Source organism: Thermogemmatispora aurantia (genome assembly GCF_008974285.1).
Taxonomy (GTDB): domain Bacteria; phylum Chloroflexota; class Ktedonobacteria; order Ktedonobacterales; family Ktedonobacteraceae; genus Thermogemmatispora; species Thermogemmatispora aurantia.
This window is the reverse complement of record NZ_BKZV01000001.1, coordinates 760005-785031: the sequence shown is the minus strand read 5'-3', so window position 1 is coordinate 785031 and position 25027 is coordinate 760005. Positions and strand designations below refer to the sequence as shown.

The window sequence follows — 25027 nt, the reverse complement described above, 5'->3', positions numbered from 1 at the left end:
CGACAGTGGAGAGAGACAGTTGCACCAAGGCCCTCGACTCGCTACTCTGGGCAGCTGGCTCGGGGCGACCCTGCCCTGTGGCTCTCGATCTGTCTGGTAGAGACTGTCCCTGTAGGGCGGTGGCGACGTCGTAAGAGCAATCAGACGGGGAAGGCCAGGCGCCGATACTTCTCTCGCGATTCGAGCCAGGCTTCATCAGAGAGACCCAGCCGCTCACGCAGCGTCTCAAAAGAGACCCCAGCCCGCAACTGGCGGACGGCAAAGGTATCGCGCAACAGTTGTAGAGTCACCCGCTTCTTGATTCCGGCTGCCTTGACCGCGCGGGCCAAAATATAGTTGAGATTGCGATCGGTGCAGTTAAAGAGGGTCTCGCCAGGCTGGTGCTGGTATTTCCCTAAATATTCTCGCACAATGTCGGTAAACTCGGGCGGCAAGACCAGGCTGCGCTCGCGGTGCTGCTTGCCTGTTGAGGGAGGGAAATGAATACTCACTAACGGCTGCTGTGGATTGGAGAGGTCAATGTGCTCTGGCTTGAGAATCATGATTTCTTCTTTTTTGAGACCCGCGTGCAGCGTCAGATAGATCAGACAGAGACAGCGGACATCTTCGGCTGCCGCTCGGAGCAGTCGCTCGATCTCTTCCTCAAAGAGAAGCTCTGGCAGCGGCGGCAGCGGACGCTCCAGGATGAGGCTCGCCGATGGATCTTCGCGGATCACCCCTTCGCGTGCCAGCCAGGAAAAGAAGTTCTTGAGAAAGGTAACGCGACGCGCCATGGTCTTGGGGGCCGGTGTATGATCCTTGTTGCCAAATTTCAACTTCATGAGCCAGTCGACAAGATCCTCTTTGGTGATTCTGCCAACCGGTGTCTCTGGCCCCATGAATTCGGTGAACATCTTGAGGTCAGAAAGAAAGCAGGTAACGGTATAGTTCGATTTTCCCCGCAACTTCAGCTCCTGCTGATAGGGTAAAGCGCAGGCTGCCAAGCTGGACTGCTCTGTCAAAGGCTGAGTGCGCACCAGAGGGGGAAATGGAACCTCACGCGGGTCCGCCGGCTGCGTGACGACCTGCGTAGCTCCCGGGAAAAGACCAGCTTGTACTACAACAGGCTCTTCTTGCGCTACGCTCTCCGTTGGCCGCTTCTTCTGACTATCCTCGTGCATGAGCTGCTCTCCAGTGGTGGTTTCATGCTCTGAAGCTGTTCTTTTTGTATTTCATTATAGCAGGAGAAGCCAGCACTGTTCAACCTTCGTACTCGCTTCCTGTGACTCCTTTCCCCTGCTCATCGTTCCTCAAGCGAGGAGAGCTTGCGCTCCTCGCGCAATGCCCGGAGAGGATGGTTCTTTGACCTGAATGAGACAGCTGCGTGTGCTGTTCCTTGTGATAGTTGTGGCGAGCCTGGCCTTCGCGGTGCCTGCGATCTATAACCTGACGGTTGCGGTAGCCTACGTTCCCCATCTGCGATGCTCGTTTCTATGAAGTGATGGTACGATCGCACGGTCCTGTTGGGGGTCTATCACGATCTGAGTTTGACGGCTCCAGGTTACGTTAGTTCCCGGATCAATCCGCGGCCTGCTGCCCGGCGATTTGCCCAGCCCCTTGCGAGCTGAGGCGCGAGGAAGATTTCAAGCGTAGGGCCTGGCTCTAGGTGGAACGTCATGAGAGCAACCTTTCATTTCTGCTGTCTATGCGCTTTGGGAAGCTCTGGCAACCGGTGATCATTGAGGATGATCTGCCGGCCATTCGCTTCCCTGCAGCTCCCGAGGCGCTGGCGGTCGCCCTCACGGTGCGCTCCTTCCCGCTTCTGGTCTTCGCCCTGGTCCTGCTCAGGCTGGGGCCGCTGGTAGCTCTGGCTGCCGATTCTCCTGGCCATAGCCATGACCATCGGTCGGCGCCTCATCTTCTACGGCAGCTCTCGCATACGGGCTCCAATGGCGTCATTGCTAATCCTGCTGGAGAGTGCGGCCATTGCCCGATGGCCAAAGCGCTGGCGCCAAAGCCAGAACAGCCAAAGGAGGACCCTGGCAGTGATCCTGGCGGGGGAAACAGCTTCTCAGATAGAGAGTAAAGATGCAAGTGAAATCTGGTGGGACCTGTCCCCTGCAGGGACTTCACTAAAGGCGTACTGCAACTGCGGAGAAGAAACCAAGAGACCTCACCCGGATTGTCCTGGCATAGTGGAGGAACAATCGGCTGAGGTCTTCACCTGATAGGCGTTATCTTGCTGTAGTGCTAAAAAAGCGCCGGACGATCCTGGCTCTGGCGTAGAGTAAACTGACCAGCAACACCTGGCCACTCACTCACTCACTCACTCGGGCCAGGCGCTCAAACGGATGAGGCGTATCAGGCGGTCCAGGAGATTACTCTGATTTGCTCTCTTGGCTTCCCGACTCCCCTTCGGCTTCCCGGCTACCTGTCTCCTCCACCTCTTCCTCGCTGTCCAGAGAGTAAAGGGGTACCTCCAGATCCTCTGGCTCGAACTCCTCATCCACCTCCTCGCTCTCCTCAACGCTGGCCACACGCCCCCAGTCGCTATAGCGCGCCGGTCGGGACTCCTTCCAGACACGGATGGTGGGCCGCATCGTAGGGAAGGCGCGTAGTCCTTCTGGCGCAGCCGGACCTTCGAGCTGCGGCTCGTAAGCTGGCGCGCTCTCGCGCACAAGTACTTCCTCTCCCCAGGCCGTGGCTTCAAAGCCCAGGCGACGCAGGTCCATAACCATGCCGGGCCAGGTATCCTCTGGGGCAATGGCCCACCATTCGCGTCCCCACAGACGCACCGGGCGAACGCGTAGAGGCCGATTCAGATCCCCCAGAGTGGCTAGTAACGGCGAGCGCTTGCGTTCCGCTTTTTTCATAGCTTGTCAACCGTCCTTCCCAGGACTGAGACCACCTGTTCTGGCCTCTTCTCCTGGTACCGTGTCGCGATGGAGCAGCGTCGTGCCTCAATGCTGCTGCTAGGCAAGACCAGGAGAGTCGGATTCTGTATCCTTCCGCTATTTACGATACCACATAACCCGGGCTATTGCCAGTAGGGCGATATCTACCGCCCTCGCAGTCGCTCCGTGCTGCGCGCAAGAGAAAGCGGTTGACATCGCCCTCGTGTTATCAAAGCGCAGACTAACAGGTCTGCTTGCCTGGTCCTGAAGGCTAGGTTAGCTGGTGCTAGATCGCCTGCTCTGGCTACCTACTTTGTACTGGCAGCCCCAGATGGGCTACTATCTCACCGTCGTGCCATTCCGGTGGTCCCTCTAGCCAGCGTAGCATCTGATGATAACGCTGATCCTGCTCCTCGCTGCGAGCGTTGGCCAGATAGGCTTCTTTGTCGCTGAAAGCTACAGCGATATAGCACTCACGGCCATCGGCATCCATGCGGTAGACCAGCGTTGCAACGGTTCCAGGCACATGCGCCTGCTCAAACTCGCGTAACTCTGCCAGGAGCTGTGCCTCTGCTCCGGGTTTGATCCGGCAGTGGGCGACTGTTCCATACATGGAATATTTTCCTTTCTGTCTGACTACAATCAAGGACATTGCCGCATCGGATACCGGGCCGATGCTGTTGTTGTACCCCTTAACCCAGACCTTTAGCAAGCACAGCTGTGGGCACTATGACGCGACCAAAAAAGCAAGACCCCGCCAGCCAGCTTTCGCAAAAGCCAGCTTGGCAGGGTCTCTATCCTGGTCAGATGGTTTCAGATGGTTGCCTGGCCCGTTGCCGCTGGCCTGCCTTGTCCTGCCAGAGGGGAGGTCCGGAGGCATAACGCCAGCAGGCTGCTGTTGGCTCAGCTTAGCGCGTAGATAGCCAGGTTGCTATAGACCACGTTGGCATCGTTATCGCCCGCAGTGCCAAGAAAACCGATATTACCCTCTGTATAGCTGTTATCGCTAACTGTGGTCAAGTAAACGTTGTTAGCGTAGAACGAGAGGCTACTCCCGTTGGCGATGATCTGCAGCGTATTTGCGACACCGTTGCCAGACTGCAGAGCCGGGGAGGAGGCCCAGTCAGCAAACGGTTGTTCGATCCCCCCGTCGAATCTGGCGATCCGGTAACGACCCTGGCTGTCAACCTCGAAGAGATAGCCCGAGGAGAGGCTGAAGAGGTTAGGGTGGAGGCGAAAGAAAACGCCTCCCGAGGCGCCGCTGAGGATCTTCATCTGCACGCTGAGGGCGATATTGCCGTAACTATAGTTCGCTTCATGACAAATGCGCTGCGTTGTTGTCAGGCTGACAGCCTGAACAACGTGGTAGCCATCGCCTCCAAAGAGGCAATGACCGTTGCGGTCCCAGTTAGCTTGTCTGGTCGCCGGATTATCGGCGTTGGTCAGCGCATCGCTATAGACCAACCTGCCGGCGGTGGCGGTCTGCCAGACTGCCGCAGTCGCGGTAGCCTGGGCCTGCGCAGTAGCCGTAGCCCCGGCCACCGCTGTACGCGTGGCTTGCACCTGAGCCTCGACGGTCGCAGTGGCCTGGGCCTGTGCGGTAGCGGTCAGGTTAGGCGTGGCTGTGGGTGTCTGCTGCTGTCCGCTGGACTGGCCGCTGGGGACCGTGGGACCCCCGTTCGTTCCCGGGTGTGGCGAGGAGAAGAAGGCCAGAGCTAAGGGAATGGAGATGGCAAGGAGCAGGACGAGGGCCAGGCTGGCAATGAACAGACCTCGGCGAGTGGAGGCCGTGCCTGGCTGTGGCCCATATTGCTCATATTGTCTATAATACTGCTGCTGTCCATAGTCAGGATAGCCTGCACCCGATGGAGGCGGCACGGTTGCGGCTGCGTTGGTTTGCCCGGGAAGAGGGTAAGAGGTTGGTTGAGGCGGAGTAGGTGTACCGACGCTGCCCATACTGCGCAGCACCAGTGGCTGTGGCGCTCCTGTTCCTGGAGTGCCTGCGCTATAGGTGCTGGCCTGGGTCCAGTCCTGGTACTGCTGAGCTGTGGCTCCCCTGGCCAAAGCCCGGCTGCTGCTGGAGACCGCCTGGCAGAATGCCTCAGCCAGCTCGCTGGCGCTGCTGTAACGTAGCTCGGGACGCTTCTCCAATCCTTTGAGAATCACCTGCTCGACTGCGGGACTGATGTGGGCAGCATAGAGGTGCGGTGGCGGAGGTGGCTTGCTGATATGCATCGTGACGACCGCGATGGGATTCTCTGCGGTGAATGGCAGGCGCCCGGTGACCATCTCGAAGAGCAGGACCCCAAGCGAGTAGAGGTCACTGCGTACGTTGGCCCGGTTGTCCCCCTCGAACAACTCTGGCGCAACGTATTCGACGGTTCCAAGTACGTTACCGGTGCTGGTGAGCTGCGTGGCGTCGCTGGTAGTGCGCGCGATGCCAAAATCGGAGAGATAGCAGTGCCCGTCGGCGTCGAGCAGCACGTTAGAAGACTTGATATCACGGTGGATGATTCCCTGACGATGGATGTAGTCGAGAGCCGCGGCAATCTCGCGCAGGCTGCGGCAGACTTCGCTCAGCGGCAGAGGCCCCTGCCGGATGCGGGCCCGCAGCGTTCCTCCTTCCATGAAAGGCATCACAATGTAATACCAGGTCAGGCCATCAATCTCGCCCGAGCCAGTGTCATAAATCGGCACCAGATGCTCGTGCTTGAGCGAGGCCATCAGGCGCGCCTCGCGGATAAAGCGTCGCAGCAGCTCCTCGTCTTCTCGCTTGAACACCTTGATCGCCACGGTGCGCTCAACCGCCAGGTCGTAGCCCTCATAGACATCGGCCATGCCTCCCTTGCCAATGAGCCGACGTATCTCATAGCGTTCGAGGGTTTTTCCCTCCAGACCTGCCATGCATCTTCTCCCGATTGAAGTCTCACGGTCTTGGAGAATGCTATCTTGCCCGCCGCTAGTGGGCTTCTCCCTATAGATACAACGGTTGACCCTCCCTTTCGTTACTTGATCCAACCTCGCTTGATAAGAAAGAGCAAGAGCGGTGGCATGACTGTGCGGTAGATCAGGAATAATCCATAAGGAGTGATAATCAAAAAGCCGAGGCACATCATGGCAACAGCTATATTTAATAACTGAGAACTTCTCTCTATAATAGAGAGTTCTGCGATCTGCTTTACTAAGAAGAGGAGCAGCCTGCCAATGACGCAGATAAGGAGCACGGCTCCACAGCCAAATCCCCTTCTCAGGGATGGTGGCAAGCGCCGAAGAAAAGTGCGATAGCTGAGAATAGGCTGGTAGAGTGGATGAGCCGCCCGGATAGCCTGTAGCAAGCGCTGCTGCGTCGCTTTCTCTTGGGGGTCCAGGCGGATTGCCTCCTTGAGAATGGGCAGCGCCTCTTGAGGCCGGGCCTGGTAGTTGAGTAGGAAATCACCGTAGTCACTGAGAATCGCTGCGTTCTGTGGTTCGAGTGCTAGGGCGCGAAGGTAGGCTTGCTGTGCCAGGGCCAGATTGCCATCGATGCTGGCCTGGTATGCGAGCAGCGCTTGCAGGCGTGCCTCTTCGGGGTCAAGCTCCACGGCTTTGTAGACGTAGGGGCGAGCCTTGTCTGCTAAGGGCTGCGGCCTGAAGGAGAGATAGCTGGCTCCGAGAAAGTAATAGGGCCAGGGATTAAGGGGTTCAAGCTCTCTGGCCTTCTCCAACTCTGTCTGAGCCTGCAGCGGCTGCGATTTTGCCAGCAGGATAATTCCATAGAGCAGATGATGCCTGCTGGACTGAGGATCAAGCCGTAGAGCTTCTCGTATGGCGTTCTCGGCCTGGAGGTAGTCCTTGTTCCGCAAGGCCGCCGCTGCCATCAGGGCCAGGGCGTGGGTGCTCTCGGGCTGAACGCGCAAGACCTTGCTCATCAGCTCCAGCGCCAGCTGTGGCCGCTTGAGGTTCAGTGCAACAATGGCTTTCCTATAGTTTTCCCTGGCCGCCACCTCGTCCGGGGTTTCCCTTCTCTCTTCGCTCATGGTCATGGTTACCATTTGACCTTTTGCAGAAAACGGAGCACATCGTCGTAGAGTCCTCCCTCATTGCTGTAAGTGGCATAATTTTTTGCAGTGGCAAACCATTCGAGCGTGGAGGGACGGATCTGTTTGAGGGCTGCTAGCAGATCGCTGGTGCGCAGGGGACGCGGCTGCCCTGTTTTGATCGCTTCACTCAGCACAGCCTCTGTCGCCCGTTCACAGACAGCGCGAATATCGGCGCCTGAGAATTTTTCCATCTGCCGGGCGAGCTGTGGGTAATCGATGGCCTCAGTAGGTTTCTCCTCCAGGTAGATGCGTAGAATGGCGCAGCGCGCCTCCAGGTCCGGGGGCGGTACAAAGAGGATGCGGTCGAAGCGTCCAGGCCGGCGCAAGGAGCTGTCGACAAACCAGGGGCTATTAGTCGCTCCCAGCACGAGGATCTCGCTGTTATTAGCGGCGATGCTATCCAGCTCTAGTAGCAGCTGATTAGTTAAGATGCGGAGACCGTGGAAGCGCATTTGCTGCCGGCTCCCTCCGAGGGCATCCAGCTCGTCGATGAAGACGATTGCCGGGCGATTACGCCGTGCCAGCTCGAAGATCCCGTGAAGGTTCTTCTCGCTGTTCCCGATATACATATCTAGAATATCGTGGATAGCAATGTTAATGAAGCTACACTGGCTTTCCCCTGCTGCTGCTCTGGCAAGAAAGGTTTTCCCGCATCCAGGAGGTCCATAGAGCAGAATGCCGCCACCAATGCGCTTTCCAAAACGTTGGAAGAGAGCGGGTTGCTGGAGTGGATAGAGGATCTGCATGCGAATCTGCTCTTTGATTTCCTCCAGACCGCCGACATCCTTGAAGCTGATGGTAGGCTGCTCAATTAGCTCTTGGTCGGCCTCCATCTCCTCTACTTCGGCAAAGCGCAGCAGACGGAGCTTTCCTCTGATCACTATGCCTTGTCGGGCCAGCTCCTCTTCATAGCTGCTCTCGCGCAGGCTCTCGTCCGCCTTCAGGGCCTGGTCGTAGTAATGGCCTGCACGTTCGTACTCCTGGCGCGCGAAGGCATTTTTGGAAAGGAGCAGATAAAGCTCGGGAGTGGCCTGCTGCTCTAGGGCGGTCTGTAAAAGCTGCTCCGCGCGCTCGAAGTCGCCGCGCTGATAGTAGGCGCGCCCGAGGTTAACGCGGCTCGCGTGATCGTTGCTGCGCTCTAGTACCGCCTGGAACTGCTCAATCGCTTCCTCGATCCGGCCCAGTCGCAGCTGTAGCTCGGCCAGGTGCCTTCGTAGCGGAACGTTCTCAGGGCTGACTGCCAGCGCTTCTTTGAGGATCTCAATGGTCTGTTCGCCTTCCTGGTTGCTCATCGCTTTGCTCTGCCTCTCTGAGACTTGGTTTGAGGAGGATCAAGAAAGAGGGGTGTAAGCTGTCTGACAGACAGCTTACACCCGTACATAGATCTGCTGCTGCTCATCGTAGCGATAGACTTCATTCCCCTTGTGGAAGGTCAGGTTGCCATGCGCGTCCAGGCTGAGCCAGAGAAGGACGCGGGTCCCCTGGGGGAGATGCAACGGGAGCTTCCAATGATCGAGGCTGCTTGGTCCAACCACGCCGAGCAACCAGGCCCCTCCATCGTCATCGATGGTATTGGGCTGGAATTCGTCGCAGGAAGAGGAATGATCGTCGTAGGTGTCGTTGATCTGAATCTGACAGGCGTGCAGAGTAGCGCCGTTGAGCGAGGTCTGAGGGCTGGCATAGGGGTAGTTGCTCATCCCGGTAACATGTGCCAGCGGATAGGTAGCGAAGGCCCAGATCCAGGAACCGTTTTGCACGGGTACGTTGGTCGTGGCATCGACGTTGACCACGACGCCTGGAGCGATACGTACCTGCATGGTGCAGCCCTGCGAGCAATCGATCCCCTGATCTGGTGGAGTCGGCACGGGAATGAGCGGCGTTGGCAGAACCTGGGGCGGCGTGACGGGCCGCGCCTTCAGGATGATTCCGCCGAGTGCCATCAGAGGATACTGTGGCGAGAGCCGGATGACCATCCCTGGCTGGAGCTTGTGGCAGTCTTGACCGATGGCCGAACTCAAGGCCCGCACAGTCTCCGGTTTGGCATCACTGAAGATCTGGCTGGCGTCCGCCATGTGCATTTGAACAGTCAGGATCTCGTCGCAGTTGTCCCCTTCCTGTACGGTGTAGAGCACAGAGCCTGGCTCTGGCAAGGCCTGGGCAAAGGCTGGATAGGGTGTCGGCACTGGCGTCGCTGGTACCCCAAGCGCGTAAAAAAAACCGCTGATAGCCGGCATGAGGCGGTCCCCCAAGTGGAAGCTATAGCTGAAAACAGGGGTAACAATCGCCCCAAACAGGATCAAGAGGAGCAGCAGCTTCCAGGGTATAAGACGCAACAGCGAGCGAAGTGTGTCGCTTGCTCGCGGGCGTGAAGGCATGCGACTGGCCATAAGGTGCTCTTCCCCTCACTTCATGCCGTCTCTTGGCATAGTGCTATTATAGCAGGACTGCGCTTTGCTGGCTATCAAGGGGGGACTGGCAGGCTCCTCTTGCTGCGAAGAATAGCCCCTATTGTTATTCTACACTAGCGGCTATCCTTGCTTCTGCTAGGCAGTTAGGCTGAGGGTTTGCTGACCCAGGTCAACAAAGGCCAACTGATCGGAAGCTGGGCAGGAAGCCAGCTCTGCTGGGCAGGAAGCTAGCTTCTCTGCCTCGGTTTCTGGTTGAGCAGGCGGAGATACGGGTGGAGCAAGCAGCCCCCAGCGACCGTTCCAGAGAGGATAACCAAGAGTTGTCCTCTCCTCTCCGCCTAGGGCAGCACCCAGGTCCCAGTGCGCCCGGCCAAAGCGCGCCCAATCGCCTGGGGACAGGTGAGCAAAGCTGCGCCGCCACCCCGCTCCAGGTAGCGGATGACGGCGCGAATCTGTGACTGCTGGCGCGCGTTGGAGAAATGTCCATCGGCCTCATATTGGCGCAGCTCGGCCAGGGTGAGCATATCCAAAGGATAAGCTCCTCCTGTCTGTTGGTGAAAGAGGACCACCCTCTCGGCTGTCGTAGCGATCAGGAAAAGGTCGGCGTTCAGCTGTGTGGCCAGGAAGCTAGCGGCTAGATCGCTATGAAGTCTGGCCTCCACTGGGCGGAGGCCTCCCTCTCCATCGCGTACCATCGGGATACTGCCGCCAGCTGCGGCAATCACAATGAAGCCGGCCTGGAGCAAGGTTTTGATAGCCTCCTGTTCTACCAGCTCCCGTGGCTCCAGCCTGGTCCTGATCTCTACCTGATTGCTTGCTGGGCCGGTCGTGCATGCCTCTGTCTCCTCCGTTATCTGGGTCTCGGCTGGAGGCCATCTGACAGGCTGGGCGAGTGTTGGCTCATCGTCCTCTGGACTGACGATGAGCCGCGTGAGCAAGCAGGCACTACGGCGATTCAATCCCCGGTGCTGCAGCTCATGATCCAGGGCCTGCTGAATCAGATAGCCCAGTCTTCCCTGCAGTCCTGCCAGGAAGCTCGCAGGGGAGCACTGGGAAGAGAGCGGGGTCCCGTGAGGAAGAGGCTCGCCTGGCTGATCAAGCTGGGAGGTGTTGTCGTGTGCAATGACTACGTTCCAGCCGTTGACGACCAGGTCGACAACATACTTCGCTGACGCGCATATGGCCTCAAGCTGCCCAGGTCCATCCCTGTCTCCCTCGTCTTCGATGAGTGAGTTACCACCTATGGCAACGACAGCCAGCTTGCTCATTGAACGGGTATCCTCCTCGGATAGTTCTCTCCACTGGCCAGCGAGCGTCTGCCGCTGTGCGCTCAGGCGCTGACTTGCAGCTCTAGGGATTGCAGCCCTTCGCTGCCTCTGGCGAGCGTAACAAGCTCGTCCTCGCGCTGCTCAATTGTCTCGCCGCTGCGCTGACCGCTAGCCGTGGCTAACAGGACTACCATCTCGTGGCGCTTGATCTTGCCTTCCTCAAGTAACTGCAGCAGGGCCGCGTAGGAGGCTGCTCCCGCTGGTGCAACGAAGATACCGGTCAGGGCGGCCAACTCTTGGCGAGCCTTGAGCAGGGCCTCATCGCTGACGGTGATCCCAAAGCCGCCGCTCTGACGCACGTGTCGCAGGGCCATTGCTCCGTTGTGAGGATGACCGACGGCGAGGCTCTCCACCTGAGTTGTCGGAGAAACGATCTCTGGCTGGCGTAGGGCCTCGTTCCCAAGGGAGCGTACGAAAGCCGGCGCACCTTCTGTCTGCACGGCGATGAGGCGCGGAATCTGGCGAACGATGCCGAGCTGACGCAGATCTTCGAAGCCGCGGTAGATGCCGCTGATCAAGCCGCCATCGGCCACGGGCACCAGAATAGCGTCGGGAACGGTATGCCCCAATTGCTCGGCGATTTCCAGACCAACGGTCTTGAGTCCCTCGACAATGTAGGGGTTGTAACCGATATTGACGTTGTACCAGCCGAATTTTGCCGTAGCCTCGACGCTCAGGTCAAAGGCATCGTCGTAGCTGCCGTCGACAGCAAAGATCCTGGCCCCGTAAAGCTGCAGAACCCCGGCGAGCTTGCGGGCGCTGCGCGAGGGGAGAAAGAGCTGACAGCTCAGTCCCAGCGCCGCCGCTTGCTGACTCAGCGCCAGAGCGCTGTCGCCTGTCGAGGCACAGACCAGCTTACGCTCCTCTGGCAGGGCCAGACTGGTCGCGACAAATGCCCCGCGGTCGGTATATGAACCGCTGGGATTGCGCGTTTCATCCTTCAGCCAGAGGTTGCGCATATTTAAGTGCTTGCGTAGTCGCTCTGCCGGGTAGAGTGGCGTTCCTCCGACGATTAGTGGCGGCAAGCGATTGCCGTAAGGAATGGGTAGGAAGGGACGATAGCGTCGGATTGAGGGATCACGGCTCTCGGCATGGTAATTCCAACGAATCTGGTCGTAGTCATACTGAACTAAAAGAGTGCCCTGGGGACCGCAGTTCGGGCAGGTATAGGTAACGCTGCCCGGCGTATAGCTACTGCCGCAGAGAACACATTCTAGCTTCAGAATATGGCTCGCTAACAGCATAGAACCTGTCCTTTATTGATATGCAGTAAGTTGTTGAGATGAGTTGTTGTTTGTATGGCTGGAGAGCACGCAACTGCGGCGGCCAGCCAGCCCTGTTGGGTGTCAGCGGGAGAGAGGAGCTTGTTCTGTTGCTCCACTGATCCCACCGCTTGCTATTATGGCACATGGGGGAGCCTGACGAGGGAGCGATCGATGCTGGCCAGGTGAGGGCAGCCTGCCAGGGCCATCGCTTGCTCCAGCTCGTCACGCAGTATAGCCAGGACGTCGGCCACCCCCTGGGCCCCGTTAACGGCCAGGCCCCAAAGAGGGGGGCGCCCAACAAGAACTGCCCGTGCCCCCAGGGCCAGCGCCTTGAGGATATCGGTGCCGCGTCTGACCCCTCCATCCAGGTAGACCTCGCAGCGCCCTGCCACGGCATCGACGATCTCCGGTAGGACTTCGATGGTAGCGGCTACGCTGTCGAGCTGGCGCCCTCCGTGATTAGAGACGATGATGGCGTCGACGCCGTGCTCACAGGCCCGCTGGGCGTCCTCGCCTGTCAGAATACCTTTCAGAATCAGTGGCAGACGAGTGAGCGAGCGCAGCCAGGGAATGATCTCCCAGGTACAGGAGGGATCAGGCAGGTCGCCCTCGCTCTCATTCTCGAAGTTGGCCTTGCGAATGCTGCGGCTGAGTGGATAGCGCGCGGCGCGCTCTTTGTTCCCCCAGCGCGGCGTGTCAACCGTCAGCACCAGGCCCTGATAGCCAGCGGCCTCTGCTCGCTCGACCAGGCGCTGGGCGGTCGGGCGCGTCGTGATATAGAGCTGAAACCAGAGTGGTCCGCCGGCGGCTGCGGCTACCTCCTCCAGACTGCAGCTGGAGGAGGTACTCACTACCAGCAAAGTGCCGGCCAGGGCGGCGCCGCGGGCCATCTCGCACTCTCCTTCCGGATGAGCCAGACCTTGTAAAGCCGTTGGCGCGATGAAAATGGGCATTGGCAGGCTCATACCAAGCACTGTTGTTGTCAGGTCAATCTGACTGACGTCAACCAGGACCCGTGGTCTAAGTTTGATGCGCTCAAAGGCGCTGCGGTTGGCTCGTAGCGTCACTTCGTCGTCGGCTCCACAGGCGTAGTAAACCCAGGAGCTGGTGTCGATACGCTCACGGGCCAGGGCCTCGTAGTCGAAGACGTTAATCAGATCCATTGGGCTTTCTCCCTTTTGCTGCTCCGCTTGCTCATGGGCCACTTCGTCGGACCGCCTACCCCTATGGTAGTCTGATGCTGGCCAGTGGTCGATACTGCTCAGGCTGGCCTTGCTGCCTGCTGTCTGACTACGTAGAGGGCGTGCAAGATGCGCTCGGGAGTCAGTGGAAGCTGGCGCAGGCGCACGCCGAGCGCGTCAGCAACGGCGTTGGCCAGGGCCGGGGCCACTGCGGCGATGGCGATCTCGCCAATGTCGCGGATGTCGAACGGGTCGGAGCCATCGCCCTCCATAAGGACAATGCTCGTCTCGGGCATATCGCGAGCACTGAAGATACGGTAGTCATTCAGATCAGTGGTCAGCAAGTTCCCCTGCTGATCATACACCATTTCCTCGCACAGGCTGTAACTGAGACCTTGAGCAATGCCACCCTCAATCTGCCCCTCGGCAAGAACAGGATTGACAATGTGACCGCCGTCAATCGCTGAGACAACCTTGAGCACGCGCGTCGCACCTGTCGCGGTGTCGACTTCAACCTCGACCCCCTGGGCGGCAAAGGTAGGAGCATTGCAGGCAGCGTTCCAGGAGGAGGTGGCACTGATCGGCGTCGGTTGCTCGCCGTAGAGAGCCTGCAGCGCTACCTGAGAGAGGCTGAGACTCTTACCGCCTGGGGCGCTGATCTGATAGTCGGCCAGGGAGAGACTCTCTGCTGGCACCTTGAGCAGCCGAGCGGCAACGCTGAGTAGCTGCTGTCGAACCTGCTCTGCTGCCTGCCTGACAGCGTGAACACAGGCGTAGAGGGAGGAGGAGGGGTCGCTGCTGGTGTCAAAGGGTGTGCTGTCGGTATCAGGAAGATGAATGAGAATATCTTCAGGTCGTACTCCGAGAACCTCGGCGGCGATCTGGGCCAGGATGGTATGGCTGCCGTTGCCGTTCTCAGGGAGGCTGATGAGCAGATTGAAGGAGCCGTCCTCGTTGAGCTTGAGTGTGGCGCTGCTCAACAAGGATTGGGCAGAGGTGGGCAGGTGCATGGCCAGAGCGATGCCAACACCGCGTTGGATGCGCCCGCTCTGAGCGGGGCCACTCTGTCCCTGTCGGCGTTTCTCGCGCCAGTTGAGCTGCTCTTCGACAACCTGCAGACAGCGAGGCAGACCACAGTGGGCGAGTCGTACCTCTGCCGAGTAGGGGGAAGCCAGACCTGCCTGGGGGATAGGGGACTCATACCTGGCTTGGGCCTGGGAGAGGAAAGGGAGGGGTTCCCCCTCCTTGAGCCAGTTTTTGCGTCGCAAAGCCAGCGGGTCCATGCCCAGGCGACGCGCGATCTCGTCCATGTGGCTTTCAAGGGCAAAGAGGCCCGCCAAGGCGCCATTGCTGCGGAATGCGCCAGCCGGTGGCAGGTTGGTATAGACCGCCTGGGCGCTGTAGCGTAGATTCGGGCAAGGATAGAGAGGCAGACTGTTCAGCCCACTGCCTGCAGAGACGGAAGCAGCCTGGCCCCCGTAGGCGCCAGCGTTGACCAGGACCAGCATCTGGTTAGCGATGATGGTACCGTCACGCCGAAGGCCAGTCTTCAGACGGATGATCTGGCTCGGCACCACGCGGCTGCTGCGAAACTCGTCCACCCGGCTGTATTCAAGGCGCACGGGGCGATCGGTGGCCAGGGTGAGCAGAGCGCAGAGGTCTTCGACGATGAGATCGTGTTTGCCCCCAAAGCCTCCACCCACACGTGGGGCGATAACCCGTATCCGTCGCGGCGCCAGCCCGGTCAGTGCAGCCACAATGCGCCGCACGTGATAGGGTACCTCGCTGCTGGTGCGCACGACGAGCCGGTCATCCTCGTCCCAGTAGGTAATAGCGACGTGGTTTTCCAGGGCGGCATGCTGGCTCTGGGGAAGGACGTATTCGCCTTCCACGATTAGCTCGGCACTGGCAAAGGCCCGCTCAACGTCGCCCTGCTCGAAGTGCACGTGAGAGGCAATATTGCGATTGGCGTCGTAGATGCCATACGACTCCGGTTCGGGGTGCAGCCGTGGGGCCCCCGGCTCTAGTGCCTGGCGGGGATCAAAAACGGCGGGCAGTGGCTCGTAATCGACCTTGATCAGCTTCAGTGCCTGCTCAGCGATGTCTGCTGTCTCGGCGGCGACGACTGCCACGCGGTCCCCCACGTAGCGGACGGTATGGTCCAGACTGTACTGGTCGTGCGGCCCAGGCTCAGGCCAGGGTTGACCGGCACTGGTAGAGGGAATGCGGGGAATGTCTTTGTAGGTCAAGACAGCGTGCACCCCCGGCAAAGCTCGCGCCTCCGTGGTATCGATCTCCCGAATGATGGCATGGGCGTGGGGGCTTGTGAGCAGGCGAGCATGCAGAAGGCCGGGCAAGTCGCAGTCGTCAGCAAAGGCCGGCTTGCCTGTGACGAGCTTGATGGCATCGATCTGGCGCTCTGGTTGCCCCATCATAACCTGCACGCGCTGCACTCCTGTGCCCGTCTGCTCGTATGGCTCCAGTGAGGCGCGTCCAAGATCCCAGGAGCGCGTACGACCACCGCTATCGGGGATGCTAATCGGCTCGATATCCTCGCCACGTAGCAGGGCGGCGGCGCGCTGAACGGCCTGGACAAGACGGTTATAGCCGGTGCAACGGCAGAGATTCCCCGCCAGCGCTTCGCGGATCTCTTCCTCGCTAGGGTTGGGGTTACGTTGCAGGAGAGCGTAGGCTGAAAGCAGCATACCTGGGGTACAGAAGCCGCAGTGGACTGCGCCGGCGTCGATGAAGGTCTCCTGTAGGGGATGGAGGCGGTGCAGCGAGCCTAGCCCCTCAACCGTGGTCACCGTGGCTCCGGCTGCCTGCATGGCGAGCATGACGCAGCTGGGGCGGGGCAGACCATCGATGAGCACTGTACAGGCGCCGCAGTGCCCATGATCGCAGCCGTGCTTGACACTGTAGTAGCCTTCGCGCCGCAGGACGTTCAACAGCAACTCGTTGGGAGCGACGTCGAGGCTCTTGATCACTCCATTGATGCGTAGTTCTAGTTCCATAAGATTACGCTCTCCCTTCCGAGGACGTAATATCGCGCCAGCGGGCTATGTTCGCGGCTTCTTCAAGGGCGCGATAGGCCAGGTTAGCTCCGCAAACACGCCGATAGCCCGGGCTGGCCCGGAAGTCGGCGGGTGGACGGAAGTCGGCCAGGCCAGCCTGGACAGCTGTGGCCAGCAGGCGCAGGTCCTGGACAGGTTGACCTTCCAGGCGCCGCTCAAGGGTGGGCAGGCGCTGTGGCTCCATATTGACCCCGCCGAGGGCCAGACGCACATTGCGATAGCGACCATTTTCGACCTCCACCAGGGCGGCAGCAGTGAGCAAGGCTGTATCAACGGCGCTCCGCCCGACCCGTTCCAGGGCTGTGCCCCAGCCGCGGCCTGGGGGAGCGATCTGCACTTCGATAATCAGTTCCTGGGGGCGACGTTCCAGTGAGAGCCGGTGGTAGGGGACGCGCCGTTCCAGTTTCCCTTTGTAGGTGACGCCTGAAAGCGCGAGACCCGGACGCTCTGGCGTGCCGCCGCGCAAATCGACCTGGGTTTTCTGGCCGGAGCGCAGGACAACCTCGGCGTCGACGACAGCCAGGGCTGTGAGCAGATCAGCCTGGGAGCTGGCTCCGAGTGCTAGCGTGCCCCCCAGTGTGGCGGCGTTGCGAATGAGAGGTGAAGGAGCGGAGTACTGAGCTGCCTGAGCCAGCAGACCACCAAGAAAACTCTTGAGCAGTGGCGCCTCCGCCATGCTCTGCAAGGTGGTCATGCTTCCGATGCGAATCCCGCGCTGGTCTTCTGAAATATAGGCCAGGCCCAGGTCACGCAGATCAACTACGGCCTGGATGCTTTCGTCATTCTGGCCCAGCAGGTGGGTGCCCCCGGCCAGGGGAACCGTTTTGATGTCGGGACGCGAGAGCAGAATGAGGGCATCATCAACGTCCTCGACCCAGTGATATTCAAGTAGATTTGGCAGCATGCTAGAATCCTCGGACTTTCCTTGCCTCAAGGCCCGGCTGGGCAAGCCAGAAGCCACTGGCTCGACTTGCCTGCGTGCTGATCTGATTGACGGGTTGGCTAACTTTGCAGTGGCACCTGTGCAAAGCGCTCAACGTCGATCAGTCCTTGATCGGTGAGCTTCAAGGCTGGAATAACTGAGAGCGAAAGGAAGCTGAGGGTCATGCAGGGATGCTCCAGGGTGCAGCCGAGGGCGGCGGCGGCCTCGTCCAAGGCCCGCAGGCGGGCGACTAGCTCGGAGATCGGTGCGGCGGAGACCAGACCAGCCAGAGGCAGGGGAACGCTGGCCCTCAGCTCGCCGTCGACGACGAGAGCGAAGCCCCCTCCCATCGCTGCCAGGGCCTGGGCGGCCTTGAGGATGTCGTGATCGCTGACGCCGGCAATGACCAGGTTGTGGGCGTCGTGGGCGACGCTAGAGGCAAGGGCGCCACGCTTCAGCCCCAGACCTTGCACGAGTCCCAGGCCGATGCGCCCGCTGGCATGGTGACGCTCGATGACCACCAGTTTCAGCAGATCGCGCTCGGGGTCAGCCACGATCTCGCCGTCGCGCAAGGATGCCTCTAGTTGCAGGTGACGGGTGACAATCTGCCCTGGCTCGATGCCAATCACGGCCACTGGCCCGGGCCGACCCGCAATGCGCAGATCCTCCTCGCGCAAGGCGGCAATTCGGATAGTATTGCTGAGGTCTTGTAGCTGACCGGCTTCTGGCTCAATCAACAAACGCCCTCCCTGGGCAACCAGCTGGCCGCTTTTATAGACCGATTCCACCTGGAACGTTCTCAGATCGTCAAGCACCACCAGGTCGGCCAGGGCCCCTGGAACAATGGCCCCGCGGTCGCTGAGACGGAAATATTGGGCCGTGTTGTAACTCGCCAGGCGAATGGCCTCCACCGGGTCCAGACCCAGCTCGATCGCCCGTCGCACCATCGAATCGATGTGTCCGCGCTCCAACAGATCCAGCGGATCGCGGTCATCGGTGACAAAGAAGGCGCGCGGTGGATGCAATTCCTGTATGAGCGGAAGCAGGGCCTCCAGATTGCGGGCCGCCGAGCCTTCGCGGATCATGAGCCACATGCCCAGGCGCAGACGCTCGCGCGCTTCGGCGACGGTGGTGCATTCGTGATCAGACGAGATACCAGCAGCGGCGTAGGCGCAGAGATCCCTCCCTTGCAGCCCTGGGGCATGGCCATCGACGACCAGGCCGTGATTCAAGGTGGCAGCAATTTTGGCCAGTACCTCCTCGTCGCCGTTGAGAACACCTGGCATGTTCATCATCTCGGCCAGCCCAAGTACCCGCTCCTCACTGAGCAGGGGCAGCAAGTCGCTGGCCAGTAAGGGGCGATAGGGCGTCTCGTACTGCGAGGCGGGAACGCAAGAAGAGAGCAGCACGAAGGCATCCAGTGGCAGACCACGTGCTGTCTCTAGCACAAAACGGATGCCGGCGATACCGGAGACATTCGCGAACTCATGCGGATCAAGCATCACTGCCGTGACGCCGCGAGGGACAACTAAGCGGGCAAATTCTGAAAGGACCAGCATCGTGCTCTCAATGTGCATGTGCCCATCCATGAGTCCCGGGGCGAGCCAGCGCCCCTCGAGGTCGCGCTCTTGCTGGCCGCCGTAGGTACCTCTCGGTTCACTGATGCCGGCAATCCGCCCGCCGGCGATAGCGATGTCGGCGGGATAGCATTCGCCGCTGCAGACATTGACGAGTCTGGCGTTGCGCAGGACCAGATCGGCAGGCTCCTCTCCTCGGGCCACACGAATGCGCTGCCGGAGTCCTTCCACCGTGTACATTCAAGAACCTCCTGGCCGGAAAATAGGCTGCTTGAGGCTGTTTACGTGCCTCAGCTGTTGGGGATCAGTTGACACCTCTGGAGAGCGGGCGTGCTCCATGTCGTCTTTGCTGCTTATCTGCTTGATTGATCGCTGATCCATCCGCCACCGGCTGGGCATCCCTGCTGTCACGCCTGCTATTGCCGCACATGGTAGCAGAAATATGGCCTCTCGTCGAGGGGGAGAGGCCCCTTTCAGAGGGGGAGAGGCCCCCTTCGGATGGGCCTCCTTTCTGAGAGCGCTGTCATCTGGGCCACTGGTGGAAGCCAGTTGGAATACCGCCTGTAACGCGGAGCCAGGCTCAGCTGAATTTGTTCCTGAGTGGCGAAAAGGGCGCACGGGAGGAGTAACTGATTATCCTTGCTTCTCCCTTGTCCAGTGCCCCTGCCCTTCACTGATTATGGATAACTTACTACTCATTAGAAGCAAGGAATAGGGCAACATGTCGTGGAATGTACAGACTGCCGTGGCGCCCCGGACCGACTACACGGCGCCTGCTGATGGCCTGGCGTTACGTACGCGTGGCCTCACCAAGCGCTATGGCCAGCGCCTGGCGGTGGCTGATCTTAATCTGGAAGTCAGACGTGGCGAAATTTTTGGCTTTCTGGGACCGAATGGGGCTGGTAAGACGACTACTATCCGTATGCTTCTGGGCTTGATTACGCCCACGGCTGGCAGCATTGAGATCCTGGGGCAGGACCTGAGGCGGCAGCCGAAGCTGGTCCTGCCGCGTGTTGGCGCCTTGATTGAGACGCCGGCGCTCTATCTCTACCTGTCCGCCCAGGATAACCTGCGGGTAGTAGCCAGCTCTCTGGGAGGCGTCTCTGAGCGCCGCATTGATGAGATCCTGGAGCTGGTTGGCCTGAGCAGTCGCCGGAAGGATCGTGTCAGGACCTACTCGCTTGGCATGAAGCAGCGCCTGGGCCTGGCACTGGCCCTCTTACATGATCCTGAACTGCTGATCCTCGATGAGCCGGCCAATGGCCTCGATCCCGCCGGTATTGTTGAGATGCGCGATCTTCTGCATCAGCTCGCTGCTCAGGGCAAAACGATCTTCATCTCCAGCCATCTGCTCAGTGAAGTCCAGCAAATCTGTACGCGTGTGGCGATCATCAGACTGGGACGGCTGGTAACGGAGGCCAGTGTGGAAGAGCTGACTCGTGGTCGTGGCGAGTTTGTCGTACGCGTGGAGCACCCCCAGGAGGCGCTGCGGCTTGTGCGTGCCCAACCGTGGGGAGCGACGGCCCGTCTCACTGAGAGGGGTGAGCTGGTTACGCCTGCCCCCGACGGACGCGGGCGCGAGCTGAATCGCTACCTGGTCGAAGCTGGCCTGATCCCCGACTCACTGGCTCCTGCCACTCTGGATCTGGAGCAGGTCTTCCTGCAACTAACTGGTGACGATGTTGCTATGGAAGGAAAGGTTTCACGATGATGAAAGAAACCATGCTCTCTGCTGATGAGCGCAGCGCTCGGGAGCGAAGCGAGGTCACTGTAAGGATGCTGCAGCCGCGCTTCTGGGGACTGGTGCGCGCCGAAGTGCTCAGGCTCTCGCGCCAATGGACCACCTGGATTCTACTGGTGCTGGTGCTTTGTTTGGTCGCTGGCATCTACTTCATTGAGTTGACGCTCGGTTCTAGTTCTCTCAAAGATGAGCTTCAGCGTGATCCGCTGCGCTATCTTGAGATGCAGCTGCGCGGCCTGGATATATTGCGTGTCTTTGCCGGCGTCTTCCTCATCGTTGTGGCGGCTCGCTGCATTGGTCTGGAATATCAGCTTGGCACCATTCGCATTCTCCTGGCACGTGGAGTTGGGCGCCTCCAGCTCCTTGGGGCGAAGCTTCTGGCCCTATTACTGGTTGGTGTTCTCACGCTTGCGCTGGGAATCCTGGAGGTAGCCATCTGCTCTTGCCTTCTCATGCTTCTCCAGGCGGGCAACCTCAACGCTCTCTCAGCGGCCAATGCCACTTTCTGGCACGATGCTGGTCTCTACACGCTGGCTGTCGCCAGTAGTATGGGGATCTCGATGCTGATGGCTGTGGCGCTGGCGGTGGTCGGGCGCTCGCAAACCTTCGGCCTGAGCGCTGCCCTGGGCTACTTCCCAGCGGATAACTTTCTGGTCTATCTGCTCTACCTGGGCTTCAGGCTCACCAACAACCACTTCTGGCAGGATGTTTCCGCTTACCTGCTTGGTCCCAACCTTAACGTCATGGGCTTCGTCGTCACCAATGGACATCTTCCCTCAACGGGAGTACAGCCTTTGAACATGCACCTGGTCGACGCGCGCCACATCTGGCTGCTCCTCCTCGTCTATGCCCTGGCGTTTCTCACCATCTCACTGGTGCTGACGCGGAACCGCGATGTCAAGGAATAGGTGGCCTGGTCTCCTGTCCTGCCGTCAGCGTTCATCAAGCAGCCATCCGAGACGCGCTACGCCAGGCGTACCGCCATAGGGGCTTGCCTTGAGACGCTGGTAGAGAAGACTGAGGTGAGCCAAGGCTCGCCGGGCGTTAAGCGCTCGTGCTTCGCCGGCGGCCTGGATTGCCAGCGAGGTCGCAACTTCATAGTCCTTCAGCATCAGGTGGGCCAGGGCCCGATAGATCACAATGAAGAGTCGGCGCGTCGTGAATAGCGACTGTGTATGCTGACTGGCCTGGTCTAGCTCGCCAAGGGCCTGACGCGCCTGATCCAGAGCCAGCAGCGTTCTGGCACGGTTGAGATGATAGTAGCCGACATCGGCAGCCAGAAGGTAGGGATCGTCATCCTCGCTAGCTGGGCTTAGCAGTTGGCCCGCCTGGTCGAGCAGTACCAGCGCTTGCTTGCGCTCTGGTTCATCTCTGGCCAGGTGGGCCAGAATGTGTGCGGCTTCCTCCAGTACAAAGCGTTGAACGGAAGGACAAGTCTCGGCTAAGCGTTCGAGGGCCTCTTCTGCGTGGTGGCGAGCCGCCTCCGCTTCCCCCAGCTCGAAATGAGCAATCGCCTGCCCGATCAGAGCATTGGCCAGCAGATCGCGATAGATGCTCTCCCCCGGCGTCCTGCTCTGGCCTCTGGCCTGCTCCCAACTGCGGGCGATAGACAGGCAGTGTTGGACGAATGGCAGGGCACTCGCTACACCATAGAGGTCAGCCAGTCCGTCGGCTACCAGCTGGGCATAGTTAAATTCTAAACGTAAGATATTACCTAACAGCTCATTTTGAATAAGAGGTAACAGCCGCTTCAAATAGGTGAGACGGCGCCAGGCACGTGTCAGTAGCGCCGGCTGGCGGCTGGCCCGAAATTCGGCGTAGAGTTCTGCTTGCTGGCGCTGGTAGGTGACCAGCAGAGGCTCCTCGCTATTCTCGCTGAGGAGGAGGGAGATAGGTGAGGGAGGAAGGGGGAAACTAGGGACTGAAGGGCGTCGCGCATCTAGCCCCAGCAAATGGGGAGGGATACCCAGGATCACGGAGAGCATGCGCCGGCGCCGTGAGGAATCCAGATAGTCGCTGCGGTTCTCCATGCGGCGGATTGCCAGCTCTGACAGGCCGAGAGCCTCCGCCAGGTCAGCCTGGGTCCAGGAGCGCTCGCCGCTCTGTTGCCGTCTGACTTGCTGCAGACGGTAATACTTGATGACCGCTCCTGGCAGCGGATAGCCGTCGTCGCCAGCGGGAAAGGCCGGGTAGCCCTCCTGTACCCACCAGGGCGGTGAGCCGATGAGTCGCGGACGCTGGGGATCAAGCCCCAGCAGCTCCGGTGGAATGGCCAGCAGCTCAACCAGTTGGCGCCGCCGCTTGAGCGAATCAAGTCCCTGTTGCTGCTTCTCTAGATAGTAGATCATGCGCGCGTGAACGCCCAGCCGACGCGCCAGTTCAGCTTGAGACCACCCCTTTTGTCGGCGGTAATGCGCTACCACCTGTCCGGAATGTGGATAGTGACCCTGTTCGTCTTCGGGATCGAAGGCTCCGTAGCTCCGCCACCACTCAGCTGCCATGCTGGTACTGCCCGTCCTTTCTGCTTCTACTTCTGAAAATCTCTGTGCCCCCAGAGGCGTCTCTTCTTGATACACAAGAAGTAGACCGATAATTTGAATATTTCAATCTCAGCATATCATTGTAACTTTTCAGCCATAATTTTGCAAGCTGCCAGCATTCGACCTGTATACTGCCTTGAGATCTTCCACTGAGCCTACGCCAGGCGAATGGCCAGGGGCCTCCTTGAGCAACCCGCGCCGAGAGCCAGCGCCTTAGCGGAGGAGCGGCGGATGCCCTCTCTCCTGCGCGTGAGCCTTATCCCGCATCTGGATCACCTTCCCCTTGCAGCCACTGGAGCAGGCGAGGACCAAGACGGCTAGCCCGGGTCGTTGCTGGCAGCGCTGCCAGAGTCGCTGCACTCATACACAGCATAAGCAAGCTACCGACTAGGAGTGTCCAGTTAGAGTTGGAGAGCATAGGGGTCCAGGAGTGGGCCAGAATATCCAGCATAGCCAGGGTGCTGCCCGTTGCGCCCACCATTGTACCTGAGCGCAGCAGCCAGGAAGCTGTAGTTCTGCCTCCCAGGGCTAGGGATGGCTGCTGATAGGAGAGCAGCGTCATCATATAGAAACAGAAGAAAGCGACGAACAAGCGCAGCAGCGTCATGGTTGCCAGCAGCAGGGCCATAGCTACTGAGGAAAAAGCCGCCTCTGATGGCACCGGGGGCAGTGCCACTAACAAAACGGCGGCTAGAGCACCGGTGAGTACTGTTTGTGTCACGAAAGCGCGCCACGGAATTCGTTCCCGGTTAAGCAGGGCCAATCCGGTTGGTAAAAGGCCGTCGAGGCTGGCCACAAACAGCAGGCGTGCGCCAGCGGAAGTATGGACGAGGGCGGCGCAGAGGTAGAATGCCAGCAGACCGACCAGGGCCATACTGCCGGCGGTGTGTCCCAGGGCCATCTCAAGCGCAAGGGCCGGTCCTCCGTTGGGAGTGACCAGAGCGGAGAGCGCTACCAGCAGATAGCTGCTGCAGATGAGAGAAGCGCTCCCAAGCAAGGGGCGGCCCGGAGCGAGGCCAGGGCGCAGCTCTCCAGCCATGCTCAAAGGGGCGCTGTAGCCGAGATAGAGCAAAGCGACCAGACTGTCAGGTGAGCGTGAGGACCCGGCGATGGTCCAGTCTGGGCGCCAGAAGGGTGGGAGCCGCCACGCTCGCTGCTGCAGCAGTACCAGGCTACAGATTCCGCTGAGGATCACAATGGCCAGTGTCAGTGCGCTGAACGTGTTCACGATACGCTGCACCGTACGCTGCCGTTGCCGGCCCAGCAGTAGCAACAGCGCCAGCACGATCATGATCACCAGTCCCCGCTGCCACGGTTCAGCTAGCCAGCCCGCTTTCAGGCTCTGCAGCGTCGTCACCAAACTGGCCAGCGCGCTAACGGAGGCCAGCAGACCGGGCAGCCAGTCGCTGATGCCCACAACCGTGCCCCAGTACGGTCCGAGTAAGCGTGCAGTCCAGGCATAGAGCGCTCCCTCGGAGGGAGTCAGAGCCATCAACTGCGAGGTAGCCAGCGTCATGGGGAGCAAGAGGGTTACCGCGCCCAAGACGGCGGCCAGCAAGGTAGACGGTCCTTCCCTGGTCAGCTGCAGCAGCGGGCCAGGGGTGAACAAAGCTGTGAAGTATAGCAGACAGAGATCAAGCGATCCGATAGGCCGTGGCAAGGCCCGTCTCGTGTAGTAATGGGAGAGCGCTGGCGGGCAGATCGCCCGGGAAACGCGGCCCGGAGGACCGCCGATCCCGGTTTGAACAGTGGCATCCCTGCCGTTTGGTTGCTGCTCTATCATAACCCTTTCCTCCTTCCTCTTCTCCTTCCACCCTGCGCCTCCGTGTGCTGACAGATGAGGAGATAGGAACAGGCGAGCGGTCATGGCGAGTGAGAGGCCCGCGTCATGGCCAGGCTCGCATTTTACACAAGAAACACCTTTATTCATATTGTACCGGAGGAGGTATAAGTAGCAGAAATAAGTGGGAGCTGCTCCTCTCTGCCGTGCCTTGACAGAGGGGGAAAAGATATGTTCTTATAGAAGGAACAAACAGCTG

The 25027-nt window shown here is 59.8% G+C and carries 18 protein-coding genes; 3 read left to right on the top strand and 15 right to left on the bottom strand.

The window, feature by feature from the left end:
* Window positions 1–140: 140 nt before the first annotated feature.
* The gene (locus KTAU_RS02995) at window positions 141–1160 is read right to left on the bottom strand and encodes a tyrosine-type recombinase/integrase (protein ID WP_151726956.1); all 1020 of its coding nucleotides are present in this window, start codon (window positions 1158–1160) and stop codon (window positions 141–143) included.
* 485 nt (window positions 1161–1645) lie between these two features.
* On the opposite strand from KTAU_RS02995, the gene KTAU_RS02990 reads away from it, so the two are divergent.
* Complete coding sequence (locus KTAU_RS02990) at window positions 1646–2065, top strand: hypothetical protein (protein WP_151726955.1); 420 nt, start codon at window positions 1646–1648, stop codon at window positions 2063–2065.
* 292 nt (window positions 2066–2357) lie between these two features.
* Here KTAU_RS02990 and KTAU_RS02985 read toward each other — a convergent pair whose 3' ends face one another.
* The 12 genes from KTAU_RS02985 to ade form a co-directional block, all read right to left on the bottom strand.
* Complete coding sequence (locus tag KTAU_RS02985) at window positions 2358–2852, bottom strand: hypothetical protein (protein WP_151726954.1); 495 nt, start codon at window positions 2850–2852, stop codon at window positions 2358–2360.
* Between the two features lie 325 nt (window positions 2853–3177).
* Window positions 3178–3486 (bottom strand): putative quinol monooxygenase, encoded by a 309-nt coding sequence (locus KTAU_RS02980; protein WP_151726953.1) that lies wholly within the window; start codon window positions 3484–3486, stop codon window positions 3178–3180.
* A 290-nt stretch (window positions 3487–3776) separates the two neighbouring features.
* Window positions 3777–5777, bottom strand: coding sequence for a serine/threonine protein kinase (locus tag KTAU_RS02975; RefSeq protein WP_151726952.1), 2001 nt, complete (start codon window positions 5775–5777; stop codon window positions 3777–3779).
* Window positions 5778–5878: 101 nt separating this feature from the next.
* The gene (locus KTAU_RS02970; protein WP_170293014.1) at window positions 5879–6895 is read right to left on the bottom strand and encodes a tetratricopeptide repeat protein; all 1017 of its coding nucleotides are present in this window, start codon (window positions 6893–6895) and stop codon (window positions 5879–5881) included.
* A gap of 2 nt (window positions 6896–6897) precedes the next feature.
* Window positions 6898–8244, bottom strand: a complete 1347-nt coding sequence (locus tag KTAU_RS02965) for an ATP-binding protein (protein WP_151726950.1) — start codon at window positions 8242–8244, stop codon at window positions 6898–6900.
* 75 nt (window positions 8245–8319) lie between these two features.
* Window positions 8320–9339, bottom strand: a complete 1020-nt coding sequence (locus KTAU_RS02960; RefSeq protein WP_151726949.1) for a hypothetical protein — start codon at window positions 9337–9339, stop codon at window positions 8320–8322.
* Between the two features lie 359 nt (window positions 9340–9698).
* Window positions 9699–10628, bottom strand: a complete 930-nt coding sequence (locus tag KTAU_RS02955; RefSeq protein ID WP_151726948.1) for an amino acid kinase family protein — start codon at window positions 10626–10628, stop codon at window positions 9699–9701.
* A 62-nt stretch (window positions 10629–10690) separates the two neighbouring features.
* On the bottom strand, window positions 10691–11932 hold the full coding sequence (gene thrC / locus KTAU_RS02950) for a threonine synthase (RefSeq protein ID WP_151726947.1): 1242 nt from the start codon (window positions 11930–11932) through the stop codon (window positions 10691–10693).
* A 155-nt stretch (window positions 11933–12087) separates the two neighbouring features.
* Complete coding sequence (locus KTAU_RS02945; RefSeq protein ID WP_151726946.1) at window positions 12088–13116, bottom strand: alpha-hydroxy acid oxidase; 1029 nt, start codon at window positions 13114–13116, stop codon at window positions 12088–12090.
* Between the two features lie 98 nt (window positions 13117–13214).
* Window positions 13215–16148 (bottom strand): molybdopterin-dependent oxidoreductase, encoded by a 2934-nt coding sequence (locus tag KTAU_RS02940; protein WP_151726945.1) that lies wholly within the window; start codon window positions 16146–16148, stop codon window positions 13215–13217.
* A gap of 4 nt (window positions 16149–16152) precedes the next feature.
* A complete protein-coding gene (locus KTAU_RS02935) occupies window positions 16153–17112 on the bottom strand; it encodes an FAD binding domain-containing protein (protein ID WP_151726944.1) in 960 nt (319 codons plus the stop codon).
* A gap of 98 nt (window positions 17113–17210) precedes the next feature.
* On the bottom strand, window positions 17211–18947 hold the full coding sequence (gene ade / locus KTAU_RS02930; RefSeq protein WP_151726943.1) for an adenine deaminase: 1737 nt from the start codon (window positions 18945–18947) through the stop codon (window positions 17211–17213).
* Window positions 18948–19428: 481 nt separating this feature from the next.
* On the opposite strand from ade, the gene KTAU_RS02925 reads away from it, so the two are divergent.
* Window positions 19429–20418: an ABC transporter ATP-binding protein gene (locus tag KTAU_RS02925; RefSeq protein WP_151726942.1), complete on the top strand. Its 990-nt coding sequence runs from the start codon at window positions 19429–19431 to the stop codon at window positions 20416–20418.
* On the top strand, window positions 20415–21356 hold the full coding sequence (locus tag KTAU_RS02920) for an ABC transporter permease (protein WP_151726941.1): 942 nt from the start codon (window positions 20415–20417) through the stop codon (window positions 21354–21356). The genes KTAU_RS02925 and KTAU_RS02920 overlap by 4 nt, the downstream gene beginning before the upstream one ends.
* Before the next feature lie 24 nt (window positions 21357–21380).
* Here the strand turns inward: KTAU_RS02920 and KTAU_RS02915 are convergent, their stop codons facing one another.
* Window positions 21381–22949 carry a helix-turn-helix domain-containing protein gene (locus KTAU_RS02915; protein ID WP_151726940.1) on the bottom strand — a complete coding sequence of 523 codons (1569 nt, stop codon included), beginning with the start codon at window positions 22947–22949 and terminating at the stop codon, window positions 21381–21383.
* A 295-nt stretch (window positions 22950–23244) separates the two neighbouring features.
* On the bottom strand, window positions 23245–24771 hold the full coding sequence (locus tag KTAU_RS02910) for an APC family permease (RefSeq protein ID WP_170293013.1): 1527 nt from the start codon (window positions 24769–24771) through the stop codon (window positions 23245–23247).
* Window positions 24772–25027 lie beyond the last annotated feature (256 nt).

Excerpts from the sequence above, each read along its gene's own strand:
- KTAU_RS02985 (WP_151726954.1), bottom strand. The coding sequence starts at position 2,852 with ATGAAAAAAGCGGAACGCAAGCGCTCGCCGTTACTAGCCACTCTGGGG.
- KTAU_RS02970 (WP_170293014.1), bottom strand. The coding sequence starts at position 6,895 with ATGACCATGAGCGAAGAGAGAAGGGAAACCCCGGACGAGGTGGCGGCC.
- KTAU_RS02945 (WP_151726946.1), bottom strand. The coding sequence starts at position 13,116 with ATGGATCTGATTAACGTCTTCGACTACGAGGCCCTGGCCCGTGAGCGT.
- KTAU_RS02910 (WP_170293013.1), bottom strand. The coding sequence starts at position 24,771 with ATGATAGAGCAGCAACCAAACGGCAGGGATGCCACTGTTCAAACCGGG.
- KTAU_RS02940 (WP_151726945.1), bottom strand. The coding sequence starts at position 16,148 with ATGGAACTAGAACTACGCATCAATGGAGTGATCAAGAGCCTCGACGTC.
- KTAU_RS02935 (WP_151726944.1), bottom strand. The coding sequence starts at position 17,112 with ATGCTGCCAAATCTACTTGAATATCACTGGGTCGAGGACGTTGATGAT.
- KTAU_RS02975 (WP_151726952.1), bottom strand. The coding sequence starts at position 5,777 with ATGGCAGGTCTGGAGGGAAAAACCCTCGAACGCTATGAGATACGTCGG.
- KTAU_RS02960 (WP_151726949.1), bottom strand. The coding sequence starts at position 9,339 with ATGGCCAGTCGCATGCCTTCACGCCCGCGAGCAAGCGACACACTTCGC.
- thrC (WP_151726947.1), bottom strand. The coding sequence starts at position 11,932 with ATGCTGTTAGCGAGCCATATTCTGAAGCTAGAATGTGTTCTCTGCGGC.
- KTAU_RS02980 (WP_151726953.1), bottom strand. The coding sequence starts at position 3,486 with ATGTATGGAACAGTCGCCCACTGCCGGATCAAACCCGGAGCAGAGGCA.
- KTAU_RS02925 (WP_151726942.1), top strand. The coding sequence starts at position 19,429 with ATGTCGTGGAATGTACAGACTGCCGTGGCGCCCCGGACCGACTACACG.
- ade (WP_151726943.1), bottom strand. The coding sequence starts at position 18,947 with ATGTACACGGTGGAAGGACTCCGGCAGCGCATTCGTGTGGCCCGAGGA.
- KTAU_RS02995 (WP_151726956.1), bottom strand. The coding sequence starts at position 1,160 with ATGCACGAGGATAGTCAGAAGAAGCGGCCAACGGAGAGCGTAGCGCAA.
- KTAU_RS02915 (WP_151726940.1), bottom strand. The coding sequence starts at position 22,949 with ATGGCAGCTGAGTGGTGGCGGAGCTACGGAGCCTTCGATCCCGAAGAC.
- KTAU_RS02955 (WP_151726948.1), bottom strand. The coding sequence starts at position 10,628 with ATGAGCAAGCTGGCTGTCGTTGCCATAGGTGGTAACTCACTCATCGAA.
- KTAU_RS02965 (WP_151726950.1), bottom strand. The coding sequence starts at position 8,244 with ATGAGCAACCAGGAAGGCGAACAGACCATTGAGATCCTCAAAGAAGCG.
- KTAU_RS02920 (WP_151726941.1), top strand. The coding sequence starts at position 20,415 with ATGATGAAAGAAACCATGCTCTCTGCTGATGAGCGCAGCGCTCGGGAG.